Raw genomic sequence first — 14617 nt, forward strand, 5'->3', positions numbered from 1 at the left:
CTCCCGTGTAGGTAGCGTCTACAGTAGCGCCCGCAGGTTGTTTAAGGAATGCGCTATAATCTTCATGAATTATTAAGGAGGGAGAGCATAATGAGGGGCAGTGATTTCGCCGAGTTGCGCGCCTTTGCCGCGATTGTTGAGCACGGCGGTTTCGCTCGCGCCGCTGCACATTTGGGCATGTCCGCTTCGGCGCTCAGCCAAACGCTGCGCAACCTGGAGGCGCGTTTGGGTGTGCGTTTACTGAATCGCACCACTCGCAGTGTGGCGCTGACTGAAGCCGGAAGACAGATGTTTGCGCGCCTGACGCCCGCGATGGCCGAGATTGACGCGGCGGTGGCACAGGCGGTCGAGCAACGCCAGAACCCCTCGGGTCTTTTGCGGCTTAATGTAACCCGCGTGGCGGCGTTACATTTTCTGGCGCCTTTGATCGCGCCGTTTCATCATCAATATCCTGATATTACGCTCGATCTCAATGTTGAGGAGCGGTTGGTGGATATCGTTGCCGGCGGTTTTGACGCCGGCGTGCGGCTGCACGAGAAACTGGCGAAAGATATGGTGGCGGTCAAGCTGGGCGGGGAGGTGCGGATGCGCGTCGTTGCTTCACCGGCGTATTTGGCGCGTCACGGCCGGCCGTCAACACCAGGCGATCTGCATCGACATCGCTGTTTGAATTACCGCTGGCCGACCAACGGCAGTTTGTATCGCTGGGAGTTTGAGTGCGACGGTGAAAAGCAGGAGATCGCCGTGGAAGGGCCGGTGATAGTCGATGAGCCGGAAGTCTTGGTGCGGGCTGCGATGGATGGGGCAGGCATTGCCTACCTGTTTGAGCAACAAATTGCCGCCGGTTTGGCCGATGGCCGGTTGTTGCCGCTGCTCGATGCCTGGACGCCGCCGTTCCCCGGTTTCTATCTGTACTATCCGGCAAACCGCCAAATGCCGCGCCCGCTGCGTGCTTTTATCGACTTCGCCCGTCAACAGGCAGAGCAGGGCGCATAACGCGATTTTTTTGAATAACACCGTCAGTTTTATTCGGTATTCAGCCGCTGCGCGCTTGATTAGATTGAACGCGAGAGGGGCGCCGTCGGCGCCTTTGTGCAATGAGTGGAGAATTTCTATGGCGAAGACAGTAGTGGTGTTTCATTCCGGCTACGGCCATACCGAGCGTTTGGCGAAAGTGGTGGCGGAAGGCGCCGGGGCGGCACTGATCGCCATCGACCAGAACGGTGATATCAGCGACGAAGCCTGGCAGACGCTGGATGAGGCGGACGCCATCATCTTTGGTTCGCCGACCTATATGGGCGGCCCATCCTGGCAGTTCAAGAAATTCGCCGACGCCAGCTCCAAGGCCTGGTTCGGCCGCAAGTGGCAGGACAAAGTGTTTGGCGGCTTTACCAACAGCGCCAGCCTGAACGGCGACAAGCAGGTCACGTTGATCGCGCTGCAGACGCTGGCTTCGCAACATGGCGGCCTGTGGGTCAGCCTGGGGCTGCTGCCGGCCAACACCAAATCGGCGCAGCGCACCGACGTCAATAACCTGGGCGGTTCGGTGGGGCTGCTGGTGCAGACCCCGGCGGATGCCGGCGTGGATGAGATGCTGTCGGGCGATCTGGCGACCGCCAAGCTCTATGGCCAGCGCGTAGCGGGTTTTGCCGCCAAACTGGCGTAAGGTCTTCCGTGCGGAGAGGGCAGTGACGCGACTGAACGGACGCCGCGTTCATTTTCTCTGCACAATTGGCGTGTAAGCTGCGAAATGTTATTAGCCTGCTTGGGCTAACACTGCATTTCGTACAAATATTCCCGGTTCCTAGGCCGGGTTTTTTGTTGCTAAGGTCTGCTTAAGCTTTCACCGCTATACTGCGCGGCAGCACAGGCATGCAACGTATGGCTGTGTCGTAACTGTCGATTTGCTGTTGTTCAAGCAAGCCCGCGCTATGCGGGCTTTTTTTGGGTTGTTATTGCACGGGCGGCCCAGTTGCAGGAAAATAATCGCGTAGTTATTCAAACATCATTCAACGACCAATAACCACAAACTTATTAATGTAATTAACGCCGTCGGCGGCCTATTACGCTATGCGCTATGCTGACAGCAGAGTCGGCATTATTTGCTGACGCTATGCGGGTGAGCCCGCCGCGGTCGCATCAGGCTAAGAAAAGTCTGTTAATTAAATGTTAACGTTTTTTATTATTGATTTGTCTGGCTTTTTTGGTTGAAATCCGAGTTGACTATCCCTCACTGGCCGGGCGAGAGAGTATGCACATTATTATTCTGGTTATTAGCGAAATATGGGCGAGGCGATGAACGTCAGAATAAACGCCAGGCATGGCCTGCCTCTGACGGTTCAGCTGATCAATCTTTTCATGCTGGCCTTTTTACTTTCTCTGGTGGGTATTCTTAGCCGGCCAATTGGTTCGCTTTCTTTATTTTGGCCGGTGAATGCGATTCTGCTCGGCCTGCTGCTGCGCAAACCCGTTTACGCCACGCCGCTCGGCTGGCTTACCACCTATCTGGGCATGGTTGCCGCCGATCTCAGCACCGGCGAAGGCTGGTCCCTGGCGCTGTGGCTGAATGCCTGCAACATGTCGCTGATCGCCGTCGGTTACGGCATCATGCTGATGCTGCCCCAGTCGCAACGGCGCATGGGTAAACCCCAGGCGATACTCTATATGTTCAGCGCCAGTCTGGCCGGTGCGGCGGTGGCGTCGACGCTGTCGGTGCTGCGCAACGACAGCCTGTACAACAACACGGTGGTGGTCGCGTGGCTGGCCTGGTTCAGCGAGCAGTTCTCGACGACCTTGCTGCTGTTGCCGGTGCTGATGGCGGCACCGCGGCTGAAGCAGCTGTTGCGCATACAGGTGCGTTGGCGTTTGAAAGGCTGTCTGCCGCTGCTGGCGCTGCTGCTGTCGCTGATATTCAGCGTCTATATCGGCGGGCCGGGCGCTATCGCCTTCCCGATCCCGGCGCTGCTGTGGTGCGCGGTGCGTTATCAGCTGTTCCCCGTGACGTTGCTGACGTTGCTGACCGGCATGACCGAGATCAGCAGCATTTCCGCCAACCTGGTGCTGTACGAAACGCCGAACAACCACAACGCCTTCCTCGACACGCTGATGTCCGCCCGCTTGGGCATCGCCATGCTGGTGATGGGGCCGCTGATCCTCGCCAGCTCTATCGCCGCCAACCGCAAGCTGATGCGGCGTCTGGAGCACAGCGCCAACCACGATTTTCTGACCGGGGTGCTGGCGCGCAGCGCGATGACGCGCAAAGCGGGCGAGCTGCTGGAGCACAAGCACCGCTCCAAAGAGGCGGTGTCGCTCCTGCTGATCGACATCGACCATTTCAAGCAGATCAACGATACGCATGGCCACAGCGCCGGCGATCAGGTTTTGGCGTCGTTCGCGCACATCGTGCGGCGCGAGCTGCGCCACGATCAGCTGTTCGGCCGCTTGGGCGGGGAAGAGTTCGCCATCATGTTGCCGCGCGCGCTGGCGGCACAGGGCGTGGCGCTGGGGGAACATCTGCGCCGGCTGGTGGAGCAGGCGGAACTGCAGGCGGAAGGCAAACAAACGTTGAAAATTACCATCAGCGTCGGCGTAGCCAGCCTGGCGATGAACGAAGTGAAATCGCTGGAGCAGCTGATGAATATGGCGGATATCGCGCTGTATCGCGCCAAATCGCAGGGGCGTAATCGGGTGGAGTCGTTCAACGTGGTGAACGGCAACAGCGTCGAGCATATCCTGTTCCGCTAGGGCTCGACGCTGGGCAACCGGCGCTTACAGGCTTTTCAGCGCCTTGATGGTCTCATCCATATCGATCTCGTGCTCGGAGAAGGTATGGGTGGTGTTCTGGAAAGTGGTAATGGTCAGCATGCGCAGCGTTTGCATGGTCTGCGCCTGGTCTTCGGACTGCGGGCGAATGCGGTTCATCAGCAGGCCGACCGACAGCACGGTGTTCTCTTTATCCACGTCGGCTTTGACCGGCACTTCCTTGGTGAAAGTGTTGAAAGACTTGATGCTGGCGATCTTGATTCTTTCGTTGGCGATGATGATGTATTTGCTGGGCGCCAACACTTTGACCGCATAAGCCGACGGGCCTTTGGTGTTATTGGTCGGTTCGAAGGTCACCGCCGCATTTTTCTTAATCAGCTCCGGGTTCTGCACTTTAATCACGTGAAAATAACGATTTTCTCCGTTCTCGTCGGTAATAAAGCCGAAGCCTTTGTCTTCAAAAAAAGTCGTTATCTTGCCGTTCATCGCTATTCTCACAAAAGGGTTCTATACAGCGCTTATGATAGCGCGGAATGCCTTGCAGCGACAGATTGCGCGGGCGGCATTTAGTCATGCGATAACGGCATTTAGCGGCTTTCTCCCCACATGCTATGTTCATGCTGACTTCATTCAATGCGAAAAAGGAATAGCGATGGGCATCAAACGTCTCAATCACGCCGTGCTGTATGTCAGCGACGTGCGGCAGAGCGCCGACTTTTATCATCAGGTGTTGGGGTTCAAGCTCAAGCCGTCCGACAGCCCCGATCGGGCGGTGTTTACCCAGGCCGCCGATTCGGACAACGATCACGATTTGGCGCTGTTCAGCAAGAACCTGGGCCAGCAGCGCGCCGGGGTATTTCGCGCCAACAACGAGCCGCCGGCGGAGCATGAGCCACCGGCCGGGCTGTACCATCTGGCCTGGGAAGTGGACAGCCTGGAGGAGCTGGAGCGCATTCGTCACCAGCTGGCCGAACGCGGCATTCTCGGGCTGGAAGAAGATCACGGCGTGCACAAAAGCATTTATGGCCACGATCCGGACGGGCTGCTGTTCGAGGTGACCTGGTTTATTCCGCCGGCGTTGCTGACCGAAGAGGACAAAAACCAGCAGGGGATCCGCCCGCTGGATTTCGCCGCCGAGAAACGGCGTTTCGCCGGCCGGTAAGCGGCTCGGGTACGGGGCGCCGCGGCGCCCCGACGATCACAGCACTTTGTTGAGAAAGTTGACGGTGCGCGGATGCTGCGGCTGAGCCAGCACTTGCCTGGCGTCGCCCTGCTCGACGATCTGCCCGTCGACCATAAATACCACCCGATCCGCCGCTTCGCGCGCAAAGCCGATTTCATGGGTGACCACCACCAGCGTGACGCCCAGATCCGCCAACCCCTTTATCACGTCTAGCACTTCGCCGACCAGCTCGGGATCGAGCGCGGAGGTCGGTTCATCGAATAGGATCACCTTAGGGTTCAGCGCCAGCGCACGCGCGATGGCGATGCGCTGCTGTTGGCCGCCGGAGAGGTGGCGCGGGTAGGCGTCCGCCTTATGGCGCAGCCCGACGGTATCCAGCAGCTCATAGGCTACCGCTTTCGCCCGTTCGCGGGAGTGGATCTTGTGCACCACCGGCGCTTCGATGATGTTTTCCAGCACCGTCAGGTGCGGGAACAGGTTGAAATTCTGGAACACATAGCCGACGTTGATGCGTTGCCGAAGGATGGCCTTTTCCTTCAGCTCATACAGCCGGTTGCCCTTGCGGCGATATCCGACGTAGTCGCCGTCGATGCGGATAAAGCCTTCGTCCACGCGTTCCAGGTGGTTGATCGCCCGCAGCAGCGTCGACTTTCCGGAGCCGGAAGGGCCGAGGATCACGGTGACGGTGCCCGGCTGCAGCGTCAGGCTGACGTCGTCCAGCGCCTTGTGTTTGCCGAAGAACTTGCTGACGTTGCTGATTTCGATTAGGCCGCGCGCCGGCACTGGGGTGAGGTTGCGCGCCGGCTGCTCGGGCAAGGCGTAATAATCAATGGCTTCAGACATACGGGTCTCCTAACGTTTTAGCCAGCCGGCCAGTTTCTGCCAGGGCGTCGGCGGCAGTTCGCGCACCGCGCCTCGGGCGAAATAGCGCTCGATGTAGTATTGGATCACCGACAGCGCGGTGGTGATGAACAGATACCAGACGGTGGCGACCATCAGCAGCGGTATCACCTGCTGGGTGCGGTTATAGATAACTTGAATGGTATAAAACAGCTCCGGCAGCGCCAGCACGTAAACGATCGAGGTGCCTTTCGCCAGGCTGATGATCTCGTTGAAGCCGGTCGGAATGATGGAGCGCAGCGCCTGCGGCAGAATGATGCGGAAGGTGCGGCGATAGCCCGGCAGGCCCAGCGCCGCCGCCGCTTCGTGCTGGCCGTAATCCACGCCCAAAATGCCGCCGCGGATGATCTCGGCGGTGTAGGCGGACTGCACCAGCGTCAGGCCCAGCACCGCCACGGCGAATTGGCCGAGAATGTCGATGGTCGGATAGCTGGCGAACACCACCGAGGTGAAGGGAATGCCCAGCGAGATGGCGTCGTACAGGTAGGAAAAGTTGTACAGGATGATCAGCACCAGAATCAGCGGCAGCGAGCGAAACAGCCAGATATAACCCCAGGCCAGCGACGCCAACAGGTAAGAGCGCGACAGTCGCGCCAGCGCCAGCAAGGTGCCGAACAGGATGCTGAACAGCGTGCCGAGCAGCGTCAGCAGCAGGGTTTGCCCCAGCCCCGCCAGCACCGCCGGCGCGAAGAACCACTCGGCGAACACGCCCCATTCCCAGCGCGCGTTGCCCGCCACCGATTGCACGATGGCGGCCAGAATAAACAGCGAAAACAGCGCGCCGATCAGCCGCAGCGGATAGCGGGCGGGCACCACTTTCAAGACGTCTTGTTTGGACATGTCATGTCTCCTGATACAGATAAAGGGGCCTTAGGCGATTTTCCTTTCCGACGCGCAACAACATGCGTCCTCTGCAATCAGGCTTTTGCGGAACGGCAGGCGGCCATCGTAGGGTGGGCGGCTGTAAACCTCGCTGTCGACGGTGGGATCGAACTGCGGCTGATACCCGTTGCTCAGATACAGGCCCACCGCTTCGGGCTGGCGAAAACCGGTGGTCAGATAGAGCCGGCGATATCCCTGCGCCAGCGCCAGCGCCAGCGTTTCGAGCTGCTGCAACACCCGCTGCGCCAGGCCCTGGCGCCGCAGATCGCCCCGCGTCCAGATGCGCTTCAGCTCGGCGGTTTGTGCGTCATAGCGTTTGAAGGCGCCCATGGCGATCGGCGCACCGGCGCGCAGCAGCACGATGAAGGCCCCCTGCGGCGGCGCGTACAGATCCAGCGGTTCCGGTTCCTGGTCACCAAAATAGTCGCCGTAACGCTGGCGATATTCGCCGAACAGCCCCTCGATTACCGGCGCGATCAGCGGGTCGGTCGGCAGCGTCTGAATGAAGGTGTCTTGCGTCATCGCGCGCTCCTAGTCGCCCAGGCCGGGCGGGTTGATTTCCGACTGCGCAAGGCGTTCGACGCTCTCGCCCCAGCGGTTGAGCACCTGATCGTACTGCCCGCCGCGGATCGCGCCGTTCAGCGCTTCGTTCACCGCCTGCACCAGGCCGTTGCCTTTACGGGTGGTGACGGCGATGTGCGCCGCCTTGGGCCAACCGCCTTCCACCGTGCCCGCCAGCCGGGTGCGGCCGTTCAGCGCCGCTTTATAGGCGCCCAACACGTTCGGCCCGAAGTAGGCGTCGGCCCGGCCGGATTGGATCGCCAGCGTGGCGGCTGCATCGTCGGTCACGTAGATCGGCTGGAAAGGTTTAAGCCCCTGCTGTCGATTCTGCTTGTCCCATGCCAGCAAGATGGCTTCCTGATTGGTGCCGGAGCCGACGATAATTTTTAATCCGGCGATATCGGCAGGCTGTTTGATCGTCGCGATCTTGCCGCCGGTTTTGACGTAAAAGCCGAGCGAGTCGATGCGGTAGGTGGCGAAGTCGAAGCGGGTTTTGCGCTCTTTGGTCACGGTGACGTTAGTGATGGCCGCGTCATACTTGCCGGAAACCACCCCCAGCGGCCAGTCTTCCCACGAGGTTTGCACCACGTTAAGCGTTAGGCCCAGGCTGTCGGCCACCAGCTGTGCGATATCCACTTCGCTGCCGATCAGTCGCCGGTTGTCGGCGGCGAACAGCGCCAGCGGCGGCGTGTTGAGTGCGGCGATCGCGACGGTGAATTGGCCCGGCTTCACGAAGTGGAAATCGGCCGGCAGTTTGGCGATCGCCTGCGGGTTTTTCGGCGCGTGGATCGGGGTTTCATTGGCCTGCAAATCGATGCCGGTGCCCGCCAGTGCGGCGCCGGTCAGGCTCAGCAAGGCCGCCACGAGGGCGGCGGTAACGGTTTTCTGCATAGCGGGTATCCCTGAAAGCGATCTTATTATTGGGTGAATCTGTTCAACGGGCGCTTCAGGCCCAGGTGCTCGCGCAGCGTGTCGCCGTGGTACGCCTGGCGGAACAGGCCACGTTGTTGCAGGACGGGCACCACCCGATCGACGAAGTGGCCGAAGGCGTTGGGCGTACCGCCGCTGATGATGAAACCGTCGGCGGCTTCGCCGTCGAACCAGCGCTGCAGACCGTCCGCCACCGCTTCCGGCGTGCCGCTGAACACCGGGCGCGGCGAGGCGGCTTCCAGCGCCACCTGGCGCAGCGTGAGATTGCGCTCGCGGGCGCTGCGCTTGATGGCGTCGGTGGTGCTGCGGAAGCTGTTTTGCCCCAGATCGCCGATGTCCGGGAAGGGCGCGTCCAGCGGATGGCGGGCAAAGTCGTAATGTTCGAAGTAGCGGCCGAGATAGTTGAGGGCGTTCTCGATGCTGACCAGGCGGGCGGTCTCCTGGTACTGGCGCTCGACGTCCGCGTCGTCGTCGCCGACGATCACGCTGACGCCCTGGAAGATGCGCAGATCGTCCGGTTCGCGCCCCTGTTCCACCAGCTGCCGCTTCACGTCCTGATAGAAATCCTGCGCCTGTTCCAGCGTGTCGTGATGGGTGAAGATCGCATCGGCGTGTTGGGCCGCCAGCCGTTTGCCGTCTTCAGAGGCGCCGGCCTGGAACAGGATCGGGCGCCCCTGCGGCGTGCGGCCAATGTTCAGCGGCCCCTGTACCGAGAAGAACTCCCCCTGGTGATTGAGAGTGTGCAGTTTGCCGGTGCGGAAGAATTCGCCGCTGGCCTTATTACGCACGAAGGCGTCGTCTTCCCAGGAGTCCCACAGCCCTTTGGCGACGTCGAGAAATTCGCCGGCGATGCGGTAACGCAGGCTGTGTTCCGGGTGTTCTTTGCGCGAGAAATTTTTGGCCGAGCCTTCCAGCGGCGACGTCACCACGTTCCAGCCGGCGCGGCCGTTGCTCAGGTGATCGAGGCTGGCGAACTGGCGGGCGACGGTGAACGGATCGCTGTAGGAGGTGGAGAGGGTGCCCACCAGGCCGATTTTATCGGTGGCGGCGGACAGCGCGGCCAGCAGGGTGAGCGGTTCGAAACGATTAAGAAAATGCGGAATGGATTTTTCGTTGATATATAACCCATCGGCGATGAAGACGAAATCAAATTTTCCCTGTTCGGCTTTTTTCGCCGAGGCGATATTAAATTCGAGGTTAATGCTGGCGTCGGCGGTGGCGTCCGGGTGGCGCCAGGCGGACATATTTCCCGATGCGCCATGCAGAATGGCGCCCAGGCGCAATTGCCGTTGATTATTCGCGTTGTCGCTCATCGTGATTATCCTGTCATGCGCCGCAGAGGCGCGCGGTGTCTGATGGGTTCACTATTGATGAGCGGCGGCGGGATGTAAAACAACAAAACAGCATATTCAAATGTTGAAAATTGCAAATATCACGGCGAGCGAAATAATAAGGCCCGACGCGGCATGTGCGGCGTCGGGGAAATAATATATTCCGTTATTCAGGCGTTGCTGAGGGCTTTTTCTGGCGCGGTGGTTAATTGTTGCAACGTGCGTTCCGCCAGCAGCGTGAAATATTGCGCCGCCGGGAAAAGAGCCCGTTCATCGGGATTGAAACGCGGATGATGCAGGCCGAACTCGCTGGCGGAGCCGATGCTGACAAATACCCCCGGTACGTGATGCAGATATAGCGCGAAATCTTCGCCCCCCATCTGCAACTCCGCTTCTTCGACCCGGTAGCCGGCCTCGGCGGCAACGGTTTTGCTGAACGCCGCCCAATGCGGGTCATTGATCACCGCCGGCGGCCCCGGTTGCCAGCGCAGTTCGGCCTGCGCACCCAGCGCGGCGGCTATGCCGTCGATCACCTGGCGAATCTTGTCCGGCACCTGGCGGCGCACCGCGTCGCTGTGGGTGCGCACCGTGCCTTCCAGCTCCACGGTTTGCGGCAGCACGTTCCAGGTATTGCCGCCTTCGATGCGCGTTACGCTCACCACCAGCGATTCCAGCGAGCTGAAGCTGCGGCTGGGCAGCGTCTGGAGCGCGCCGACGATCTGGCTGGCGGTGACGATGGTGTCGACGCCCTGTTCCGGTTTGGCGGCGTGCGCGCCCTTGCCGGTGATGAGGATCTGGAAGCGATCGACGTTGGCGTAGAACGGCCCGGCGCGGGTGGCGAAGGTGCCGGTGGGCAGCTCCGGCGCATTATGCAGGCCAAACACCGCGGCGACGTTATCCAGCGCGCCAGCGTCGATCAGGTGTCGGGCGCCGTTGAAGGTCTCTTCTGCCGGCTGGAAGAAGAGGCGTACCGTGCCGGGCAGGTCGGCCTCACGCGCTTTCAACAGGTGTGCGGCGCCGAGCATCACCGAGGTATGAAAGTCGTGGCCGCAGGCGTGCATCACGCCGCGGTTTTGCGAGCTGAAGGGCACGTCGGCGATTTCGTCGATCGGGAGGGCGTCAATGTCGCCGCGCAGCGCGATGATCGGCCCCTTGCCGCTGCCGATCTCCGCCACGACGCCGGTTTTCAGCGCCAGCGGCAGCAGGCGAATGCCCGCTTCTTGCAGCCAGCGCGTCAGCCGGGCGGTGGTGGCGAATTCGTGATTGGAAAGCTCCGGGTTTTGGTGCAGCTCACGCCGATAGGCGATGATTTTGTCTGCCAACTGGCTGGTCATAGGCTTGGCTCACAGTGGGAAATAAACCCTAACCCTAGTGCAGCGGCCGCCGAAGCAAAAAGACCATCTGGTTATATTTCATAGCGATTGCGTCTGCGCGGGAGCGTCAACGCTGGGGGAAGCGGGCGAGTTTGGGCGTTCGCTCGTTGTTCGCCGGCGCGTGGAGAGGATTGACCTGGCACGGTAACTTATCGCAACCGGTGCAATCAATTTACACCGGACAACACGGATTTTTTCACTCTTTATCGGATTTCTGTGATCGCGGTGGTGGACAAAATCCTGCCTGCTTGCTGTACTGTAATAGACACAGGTTTTGTGTCTTTCATTCACGTTAAAGGTAAGTTTGATGTCTAAGATTAAAGGTAGCGTTAAGTGGTTTAATGAATCCAAAGGCTTCGGTTTCATTACTCCGGAAGATGGTAGCAAGGACGTTTTCGTTCACTTCTCTGCCATCGTTAGCAACGGTTTCAAAACGCTTGCTGAAGGCCAGCGTGTAGAATTTGAAATCACGAACGGTGCCAAAGGCCCATCTGCCGCTAACGTTACTGCTATCTAAGCTGCGTAGCTGAATTTCTTAAAACCCGCTCATTGAGCGGGTTTTTTATTGGGCGCGTTATGCCTCGCTGCGGCGGCCTAACAGGCTGAACAGCAGGATGGCGACGGCGTAGCAGCCGACGATGGTCAGCGCCATCGACAGGCTGGACGTGCCGCCCAGCCCGGTGAGCGGCACGGCGCAGGCACCGAGCGCGAACATGCACACGCCGATTAAGGCCGACGCGCTGCCCGCTTTGTCACCCTGGCTTTGCATGGCCAACGAAGAGGCGGTTGGGCCGACGATGCCGATCACCGCCACCGAAAAGAACAGCGGCACCAGCAACAACACCAGCGGCGCATGCAGCGCGGCGGCCAACAGCAGCAACAGCGATGCGACGGCCGCCAGCGTTAACCCACTCCTCAACACCCGGCGCTCCCCCCAACGCGAACTGAGGCGGCTGGCCAGCTGCGCCGCAATGATTAGCCCGACGCCGTTAATGGCGAAACACAGGCTGAACATCTGCGGGCTGAGGCCGTAGATCTGCTGCAGGACGAAAGGCGAGGCGCCGATATAGGCGAACATGCCGGCCATCACGAAGCCCTGCGTCAGACACAGGCCCATGAAATAGCGTTGGGTCAACAGACTGCCCAGCGACATCAGCATCGCCAGAATGCCGCCCTGGCTGCGGCGCTCGGCCGGCAGGGACTCGCGCAGCTTCAGCGCCGACAGGCTGAACAGCAGCACGGCGATGGCCGCCAGCACGCCGAAGATGCCGCGCCAGTTCATCACCTGCAGCATAACGCCGCCCAGCACCGGCGCGACGATCGGCGCCAGACCGTTGACCAGCATCAGCAGGGCGAAGAAGCGGGTCAGCTCATGACCGGCATACAGATCGCGGGCAATGGCGCGGGAAATCACCGCGCCACCGGCGCCGGCGATGCCCTGCAGCAGGCGGGCGATCAGCAACTGGTCGATGGTGGGCGCCAGCGCGCACCACAGCGAAGCGCCCAGCAGCAGGATCAGCGACAGCAACAGCGGGCGCATGCGGCCCAGTTTGTCGCTGTAAGGACCGAAAATCAGCTGGCCGACGCCCAGGCCGAGCAGCCCGGCGGTCAGGCTGAGCTGCGCGGCGGCGGTAGAGGTATTCAGTTCGCCCGCCATTTCCGGCAGGGCGGGCAGATAGAGATCGGTGCACAGCGGCCCTAGCGCGGCCAACAGGCCAAGCACGACGGCGTACACCAGACGTTGTCTGGCTAAGTGTTTGGTCATGGGAGATTAGAGTTTCCTGAACAGGTGAGAAATGGCCTGCTGATACAGATCGCGCAGCAGGGACGCATCGGCTTTTTGCGTGGTAAGGATGCGGTAACCGGTGCCTTCGCTCATGACGGCGATAAACTCCACCCGCGCGGCGATCTCTTCCGCGCTGAAATGGGGATACAGCCGCTGCAGGTTGTGGCACACGTGGCGAAACAGCCGCGCTTCCGCATCGCTGAGCATTTTGGCCACCACCGGGTTGCGCGTGGCCTCGGCGGTCACTTCAAGCATCAGCATGTGATCGGTTTCGCTCTCGCCCGGCTGCTGAAACAGCGTGCGCGCCGCCAGCGTGCCGGCGATCAGGTTGATGTGATCGCCAAGGTTTTCCAGCCGCTGCATCTTGCTGGCGATGATGCGGTTGACGATTTCCTCGATAATCGCGTCTTTGTTGGCGAAATAGCGATAGATTTGCCCGACGCTGAGCTGCGAGCCCTGGGCGATTTCCGCCATGCTGGCGGCGTGGAAGCCGTGGCGGCGGAAGCTGGTTTTCGCCGCTTCGACGATCTGATCGCGGCGGGCCTGCACCTTGGCCTGTTTACTGTCGTTGGGGGGGAGCATTTGCCCGATCCTTTGCTACACGTGAGCCGGGTTCACATTTTTGGGTGTGAACGTTCATTCTCAATTGTAGTGCAATCGGCCGGAAAGGCGCAAGATGAACGCGTGCGGTGGGGAAAAGGCGCTTAAGCGAACAGGTAGGATTTGATAAAGGCGGCGACGATCAGCACGCACAGCGCAACGGCAATCGTTTCGGCGGCGGTTTTCGGCAGGCTAAACATAGCGGTTTCTCATCCAGTCAGGAGTTACTGGATGAGATTATGCGCATGCAAGATTAAGGAAACATTAAGGGCTTAGCGCCCGTTGACCCACATCACCAGCATGAAAGCCAGCAGCGTCATCGCCAGCGAGCCGGCCAGGTTGAGCAGCATGTTGGCCAGCGCCCAGCCGAAGCGGCCATCCTGCATCAGGTACACCACCTCCAGCGAAAAGGTGGAGAAGGTGGTTAGGCCGCCGCAGAACCCGGTGGTGATCAGTAATTTCCAGGTGGGGTCCAGATGCGTCATGCGGGTAAAAATCGCCATCGCCAGGCCGATGATAAAACCGCCGATCAGATTGACCATCAGCGTACCGAGCGGAATGTGGGCGTTCAGCGGATTCATTTTCATGCTTACCGCCCAGCGCAAAACGCTGCCGACGCCGCCGCCGATAAATACGGCCAGTAAAGAGCTCAACATGGGGCAACTACCTTTCAATCAGAGAAATTCACGGGACTCGGAAAGAGACAGGCGTAACGCTACGCGCCTCTCTCCGAGAGGTTACGTAGACATCATCAGCCTGTGAAGGCGGTTAGGGAGGAATGTCATCTCCAGCGTGCCGCACGGCCTTTTTTGCCGTACCCGGTGGATGTTACACCTAACGCTGCCTATTTTGTAGTATCGACAATCTGCGAGGTCACCCCATGGAAATCAGAACGGCGCGCCTGAGCGATCGCCAGGCTATCGCCGAATTAATGACGGCGTTGGATTATCCCGGCACCGAGGCGTTTCTGCCGCAGCGAATGCGCCAGCTGCTGGCGCATCCGGACGAGGCGCTGCTGGTGGCCGTGGAGGGCGAGCGGGTGCTGGGCGTGCTGTCGCTGCATTTTCTGCCGCAGCTGGCGTTGGCCGGCGACATTGGCCGCATCAGCTATTTTTGCGTCGACGACCGAGCGCGCGGCGCAGGCGTAGGGCGGCGGCTGTTGGCGGAGGGCGAGGCGCTGGCGCGCCGTCGCGGCTGCGATCGGCTTGAAGTCCATTGCCACAGCCGCCGCGAGCGGGCGCATGCGTTTTACCGGCGTGAAGGCTTTGTCGAAGCGCCGAAGTATTTTGCCAAGTTATTAAACCAGTAA

The 14617-nt window shown here is 60.4% G+C and carries 16 protein-coding genes and 1 riboswitch; of the genes, 6 read left to right on the plus strand and 10 right to left on the minus strand.

Going from position 1 to position 14617, the window contains the following annotated elements:
- Window positions 1–90 precede the first annotated feature (90 nt).
- From ACUXAC_RS17685 to ACUXAC_RS17695, 3 genes are all read left to right on the plus strand, one after another.
- Window positions 91–996 carry a LysR family transcriptional regulator gene (locus tag ACUXAC_RS17685; protein WP_336843193.1) on the plus strand — a complete coding sequence of 302 codons (906 nt, stop codon included), beginning with the start codon at window positions 91–93 and terminating at the stop codon, window positions 994–996.
- 118 nt (window positions 997–1114) lie between these two features.
- Complete coding sequence (locus ACUXAC_RS17690; protein WP_041033835.1) at window positions 1115–1666, plus strand: flavodoxin family protein; 552 nt, start codon at window positions 1115–1117, stop codon at window positions 1664–1666.
- Window positions 1667–2295: 629 nt separating this feature from the next.
- Window positions 2296–3744 (plus strand): GGDEF domain-containing protein, encoded by a 1449-nt coding sequence (locus ACUXAC_RS17695; protein ID WP_038877558.1) that lies wholly within the window; start codon window positions 2296–2298, stop codon window positions 3742–3744.
- A 24-nt stretch (window positions 3745–3768) separates the two neighbouring features.
- On the opposite strand, the gene ACUXAC_RS17700 is transcribed toward ACUXAC_RS17695, so the two are convergent.
- Window positions 3769–4248, minus strand: coding sequence for a cold-shock protein (locus ACUXAC_RS17700; protein ID WP_038877408.1), 480 nt, complete (start codon window positions 4246–4248; stop codon window positions 3769–3771).
- Window positions 4249–4414: 166 nt separating this feature from the next.
- Between ACUXAC_RS17700 and ACUXAC_RS17705 the strand changes: the two genes are divergently transcribed.
- On the plus strand, window positions 4415–4924 hold the full coding sequence (locus tag ACUXAC_RS17705; protein ID WP_049199972.1) for a VOC family protein: 510 nt from the start codon (window positions 4415–4417) through the stop codon (window positions 4922–4924).
- Window positions 4925–4960: 36 nt separating this feature from the next.
- On the opposite strand, the gene ACUXAC_RS17710 is transcribed toward ACUXAC_RS17705, so the two are convergent.
- The 6 genes from ACUXAC_RS17710 to ACUXAC_RS17735 all read right to left on the minus strand — a co-directional run bounded on the left by ACUXAC_RS17710 (window position 4961) and on the right by ACUXAC_RS17735 (window position 10883).
- Complete coding sequence (locus ACUXAC_RS17710; RefSeq protein ID WP_015376924.1) at window positions 4961–5788, minus strand: amino acid ABC transporter ATP-binding protein; 828 nt, start codon at window positions 5786–5788, stop codon at window positions 4961–4963.
- A gap of 9 nt (window positions 5789–5797) precedes the next feature.
- Window positions 5798–6685, minus strand: coding sequence for an amino acid ABC transporter permease (locus ACUXAC_RS17715; RefSeq protein WP_049199974.1), 888 nt, complete (start codon window positions 6683–6685; stop codon window positions 5798–5800).
- Between the two features lie 30 nt (window positions 6686–6715).
- A complete protein-coding gene (locus ACUXAC_RS17720) occupies window positions 6716–7249 on the minus strand; it encodes a GNAT family N-acetyltransferase (RefSeq protein WP_454266798.1) in 534 nt (177 codons plus the stop codon).
- A 9-nt stretch (window positions 7250–7258) separates the two neighbouring features.
- Window positions 7259–8179 carry an ABC transporter substrate-binding protein gene (locus tag ACUXAC_RS17725; protein WP_070914120.1) on the minus strand — a complete coding sequence of 307 codons (921 nt, stop codon included), beginning with the start codon at window positions 8177–8179 and terminating at the stop codon, window positions 7259–7261.
- A 26-nt stretch (window positions 8180–8205) separates the two neighbouring features.
- Complete coding sequence (locus tag ACUXAC_RS17730; protein ID WP_342121002.1) at window positions 8206–9531, minus strand: LLM class flavin-dependent oxidoreductase; 1326 nt, start codon at window positions 9529–9531, stop codon at window positions 8206–8208.
- A 188-nt stretch (window positions 9532–9719) separates the two neighbouring features.
- Entirely contained in the window at window positions 9720–10883 is a 1164-nt protein-coding gene (locus ACUXAC_RS17735) for a M20 peptidase aminoacylase family protein (RefSeq protein WP_060440527.1), read from the minus strand.
- A gap of 346 nt (window positions 10884–11229) precedes the next feature.
- On the opposite strand from ACUXAC_RS17735, the gene cspE reads away from it, so the two are divergent.
- On the plus strand, window positions 11230–11439 hold the full coding sequence (gene cspE / locus ACUXAC_RS17740; protein WP_004940030.1) for a transcription antiterminator/RNA stability regulator CspE: 210 nt from the start codon (window positions 11230–11232) through the stop codon (window positions 11437–11439).
- A gap of 57 nt (window positions 11440–11496) precedes the next feature.
- Here cspE and ACUXAC_RS17745 read toward each other — a convergent pair whose 3' ends face one another.
- The 3 genes from ACUXAC_RS17745 to crcB form a co-directional block, all read right to left on the minus strand.
- Window positions 11497–12687 (minus strand): multidrug effflux MFS transporter, encoded by a 1191-nt coding sequence (locus ACUXAC_RS17745; protein WP_060423550.1) that lies wholly within the window; start codon window positions 12685–12687, stop codon window positions 11497–11499.
- A gap of 6 nt (window positions 12688–12693) precedes the next feature.
- Window positions 12694–13290 (minus strand): TetR/AcrR family transcriptional regulator, encoded by a 597-nt coding sequence (locus tag ACUXAC_RS17750; protein ID WP_060423553.1) that lies wholly within the window; start codon window positions 13288–13290, stop codon window positions 12694–12696.
- Window positions 13291–13580: 290 nt separating this feature from the next.
- Window positions 13581–13964, minus strand: a complete 384-nt coding sequence (crcB, locus tag ACUXAC_RS17755; RefSeq protein WP_004940022.1) for a fluoride efflux transporter CrcB — start codon at window positions 13962–13964, stop codon at window positions 13581–13583.
- 79 nt (window positions 13965–14043) lie between these two features.
- A riboswitch (Fluoride riboswitch) is annotated at window positions 14044–14106 on the minus strand.
- A gap of 82 nt (window positions 14107–14188) precedes the next feature.
- Here crcB and ACUXAC_RS17760 point away from each other — a divergent pair.
- Window positions 14189–14617: a GNAT family N-acetyltransferase gene (locus ACUXAC_RS17760; protein ID WP_100396182.1), complete on the plus strand. Its 429-nt coding sequence runs from the start codon at window positions 14189–14191 to the stop codon at window positions 14615–14617.

This window comes from Serratia sp. 121840015-1 (genome assembly GCF_053627655.1).

Bases quoted from the DNA above. Each gene is read 5' to 3' on its own strand.
- ACUXAC_RS17685 (WP_336843193.1), top strand. From the start codon at position 91: ATGAGGGGCAGTGATTTCGCCGAGTTGCGCGCCTTTGCCGCGATTGTT.
- ACUXAC_RS17690 (WP_041033835.1), top strand. From the start codon at position 1,115: ATGGCGAAGACAGTAGTGGTGTTTCATTCCGGCTACGGCCATACCGAG.
- ACUXAC_RS17695 (WP_038877558.1), top strand. From the start codon at position 2,296: ATGAACGTCAGAATAAACGCCAGGCATGGCCTGCCTCTGACGGTTCAG.
- ACUXAC_RS17700 (WP_038877408.1), bottom strand. From the start codon at position 4,248: ATGAACGGCAAGATAACGACTTTTTTTGAAGACAAAGGCTTCGGCTTT.
- ACUXAC_RS17705 (WP_049199972.1), top strand. From the start codon at position 4,415: ATGGGCATCAAACGTCTCAATCACGCCGTGCTGTATGTCAGCGACGTG.
- ACUXAC_RS17710 (WP_015376924.1), bottom strand. From the start codon at position 5,788: ATGTCTGAAGCCATTGATTATTACGCCTTGCCCGAGCAGCCGGCGCGC.
- ACUXAC_RS17715 (WP_049199974.1), bottom strand. From the start codon at position 6,685: ATGTCCAAACAAGACGTCTTGAAAGTGGTGCCCGCCCGCTATCCGCTG.
- ACUXAC_RS17720 (WP_454266798.1), bottom strand. From the start codon at position 7,249: ATGACGCAAGACACCTTCATTCAGACGCTGCCGACCGACCCGCTGATC.
- ACUXAC_RS17725 (WP_070914120.1), bottom strand. From the start codon at position 8,179: ATGCAGAAAACCGTTACCGCCGCCCTCGTGGCGGCCTTGCTGAGCCTG.
- ACUXAC_RS17730 (WP_342121002.1), bottom strand. From the start codon at position 9,531: ATGAGCGACAACGCGAATAATCAACGGCAATTGCGCCTGGGCGCCATT.
- ACUXAC_RS17735 (WP_060440527.1), bottom strand. From the start codon at position 10,883: ATGACCAGCCAGTTGGCAGACAAAATCATCGCCTATCGGCGTGAGCTG.
- cspE (WP_004940030.1), top strand. From the start codon at position 11,230: ATGTCTAAGATTAAAGGTAGCGTTAAGTGGTTTAATGAATCCAAAGGC.
- ACUXAC_RS17745 (WP_060423550.1), bottom strand. From the start codon at position 12,687: ATGACCAAACACTTAGCCAGACAACGTCTGGTGTACGCCGTCGTGCTT.
- ACUXAC_RS17750 (WP_060423553.1), bottom strand. From the start codon at position 13,290: ATGCTCCCCCCCAACGACAGTAAACAGGCCAAGGTGCAGGCCCGCCGC.
- crcB (WP_004940022.1), bottom strand. From the start codon at position 13,964: ATGTTGAGCTCTTTACTGGCCGTATTTATCGGCGGCGGCGTCGGCAGC.
- ACUXAC_RS17760 (WP_100396182.1), top strand. From the start codon at position 14,189: ATGGAAATCAGAACGGCGCGCCTGAGCGATCGCCAGGCTATCGCCGAA.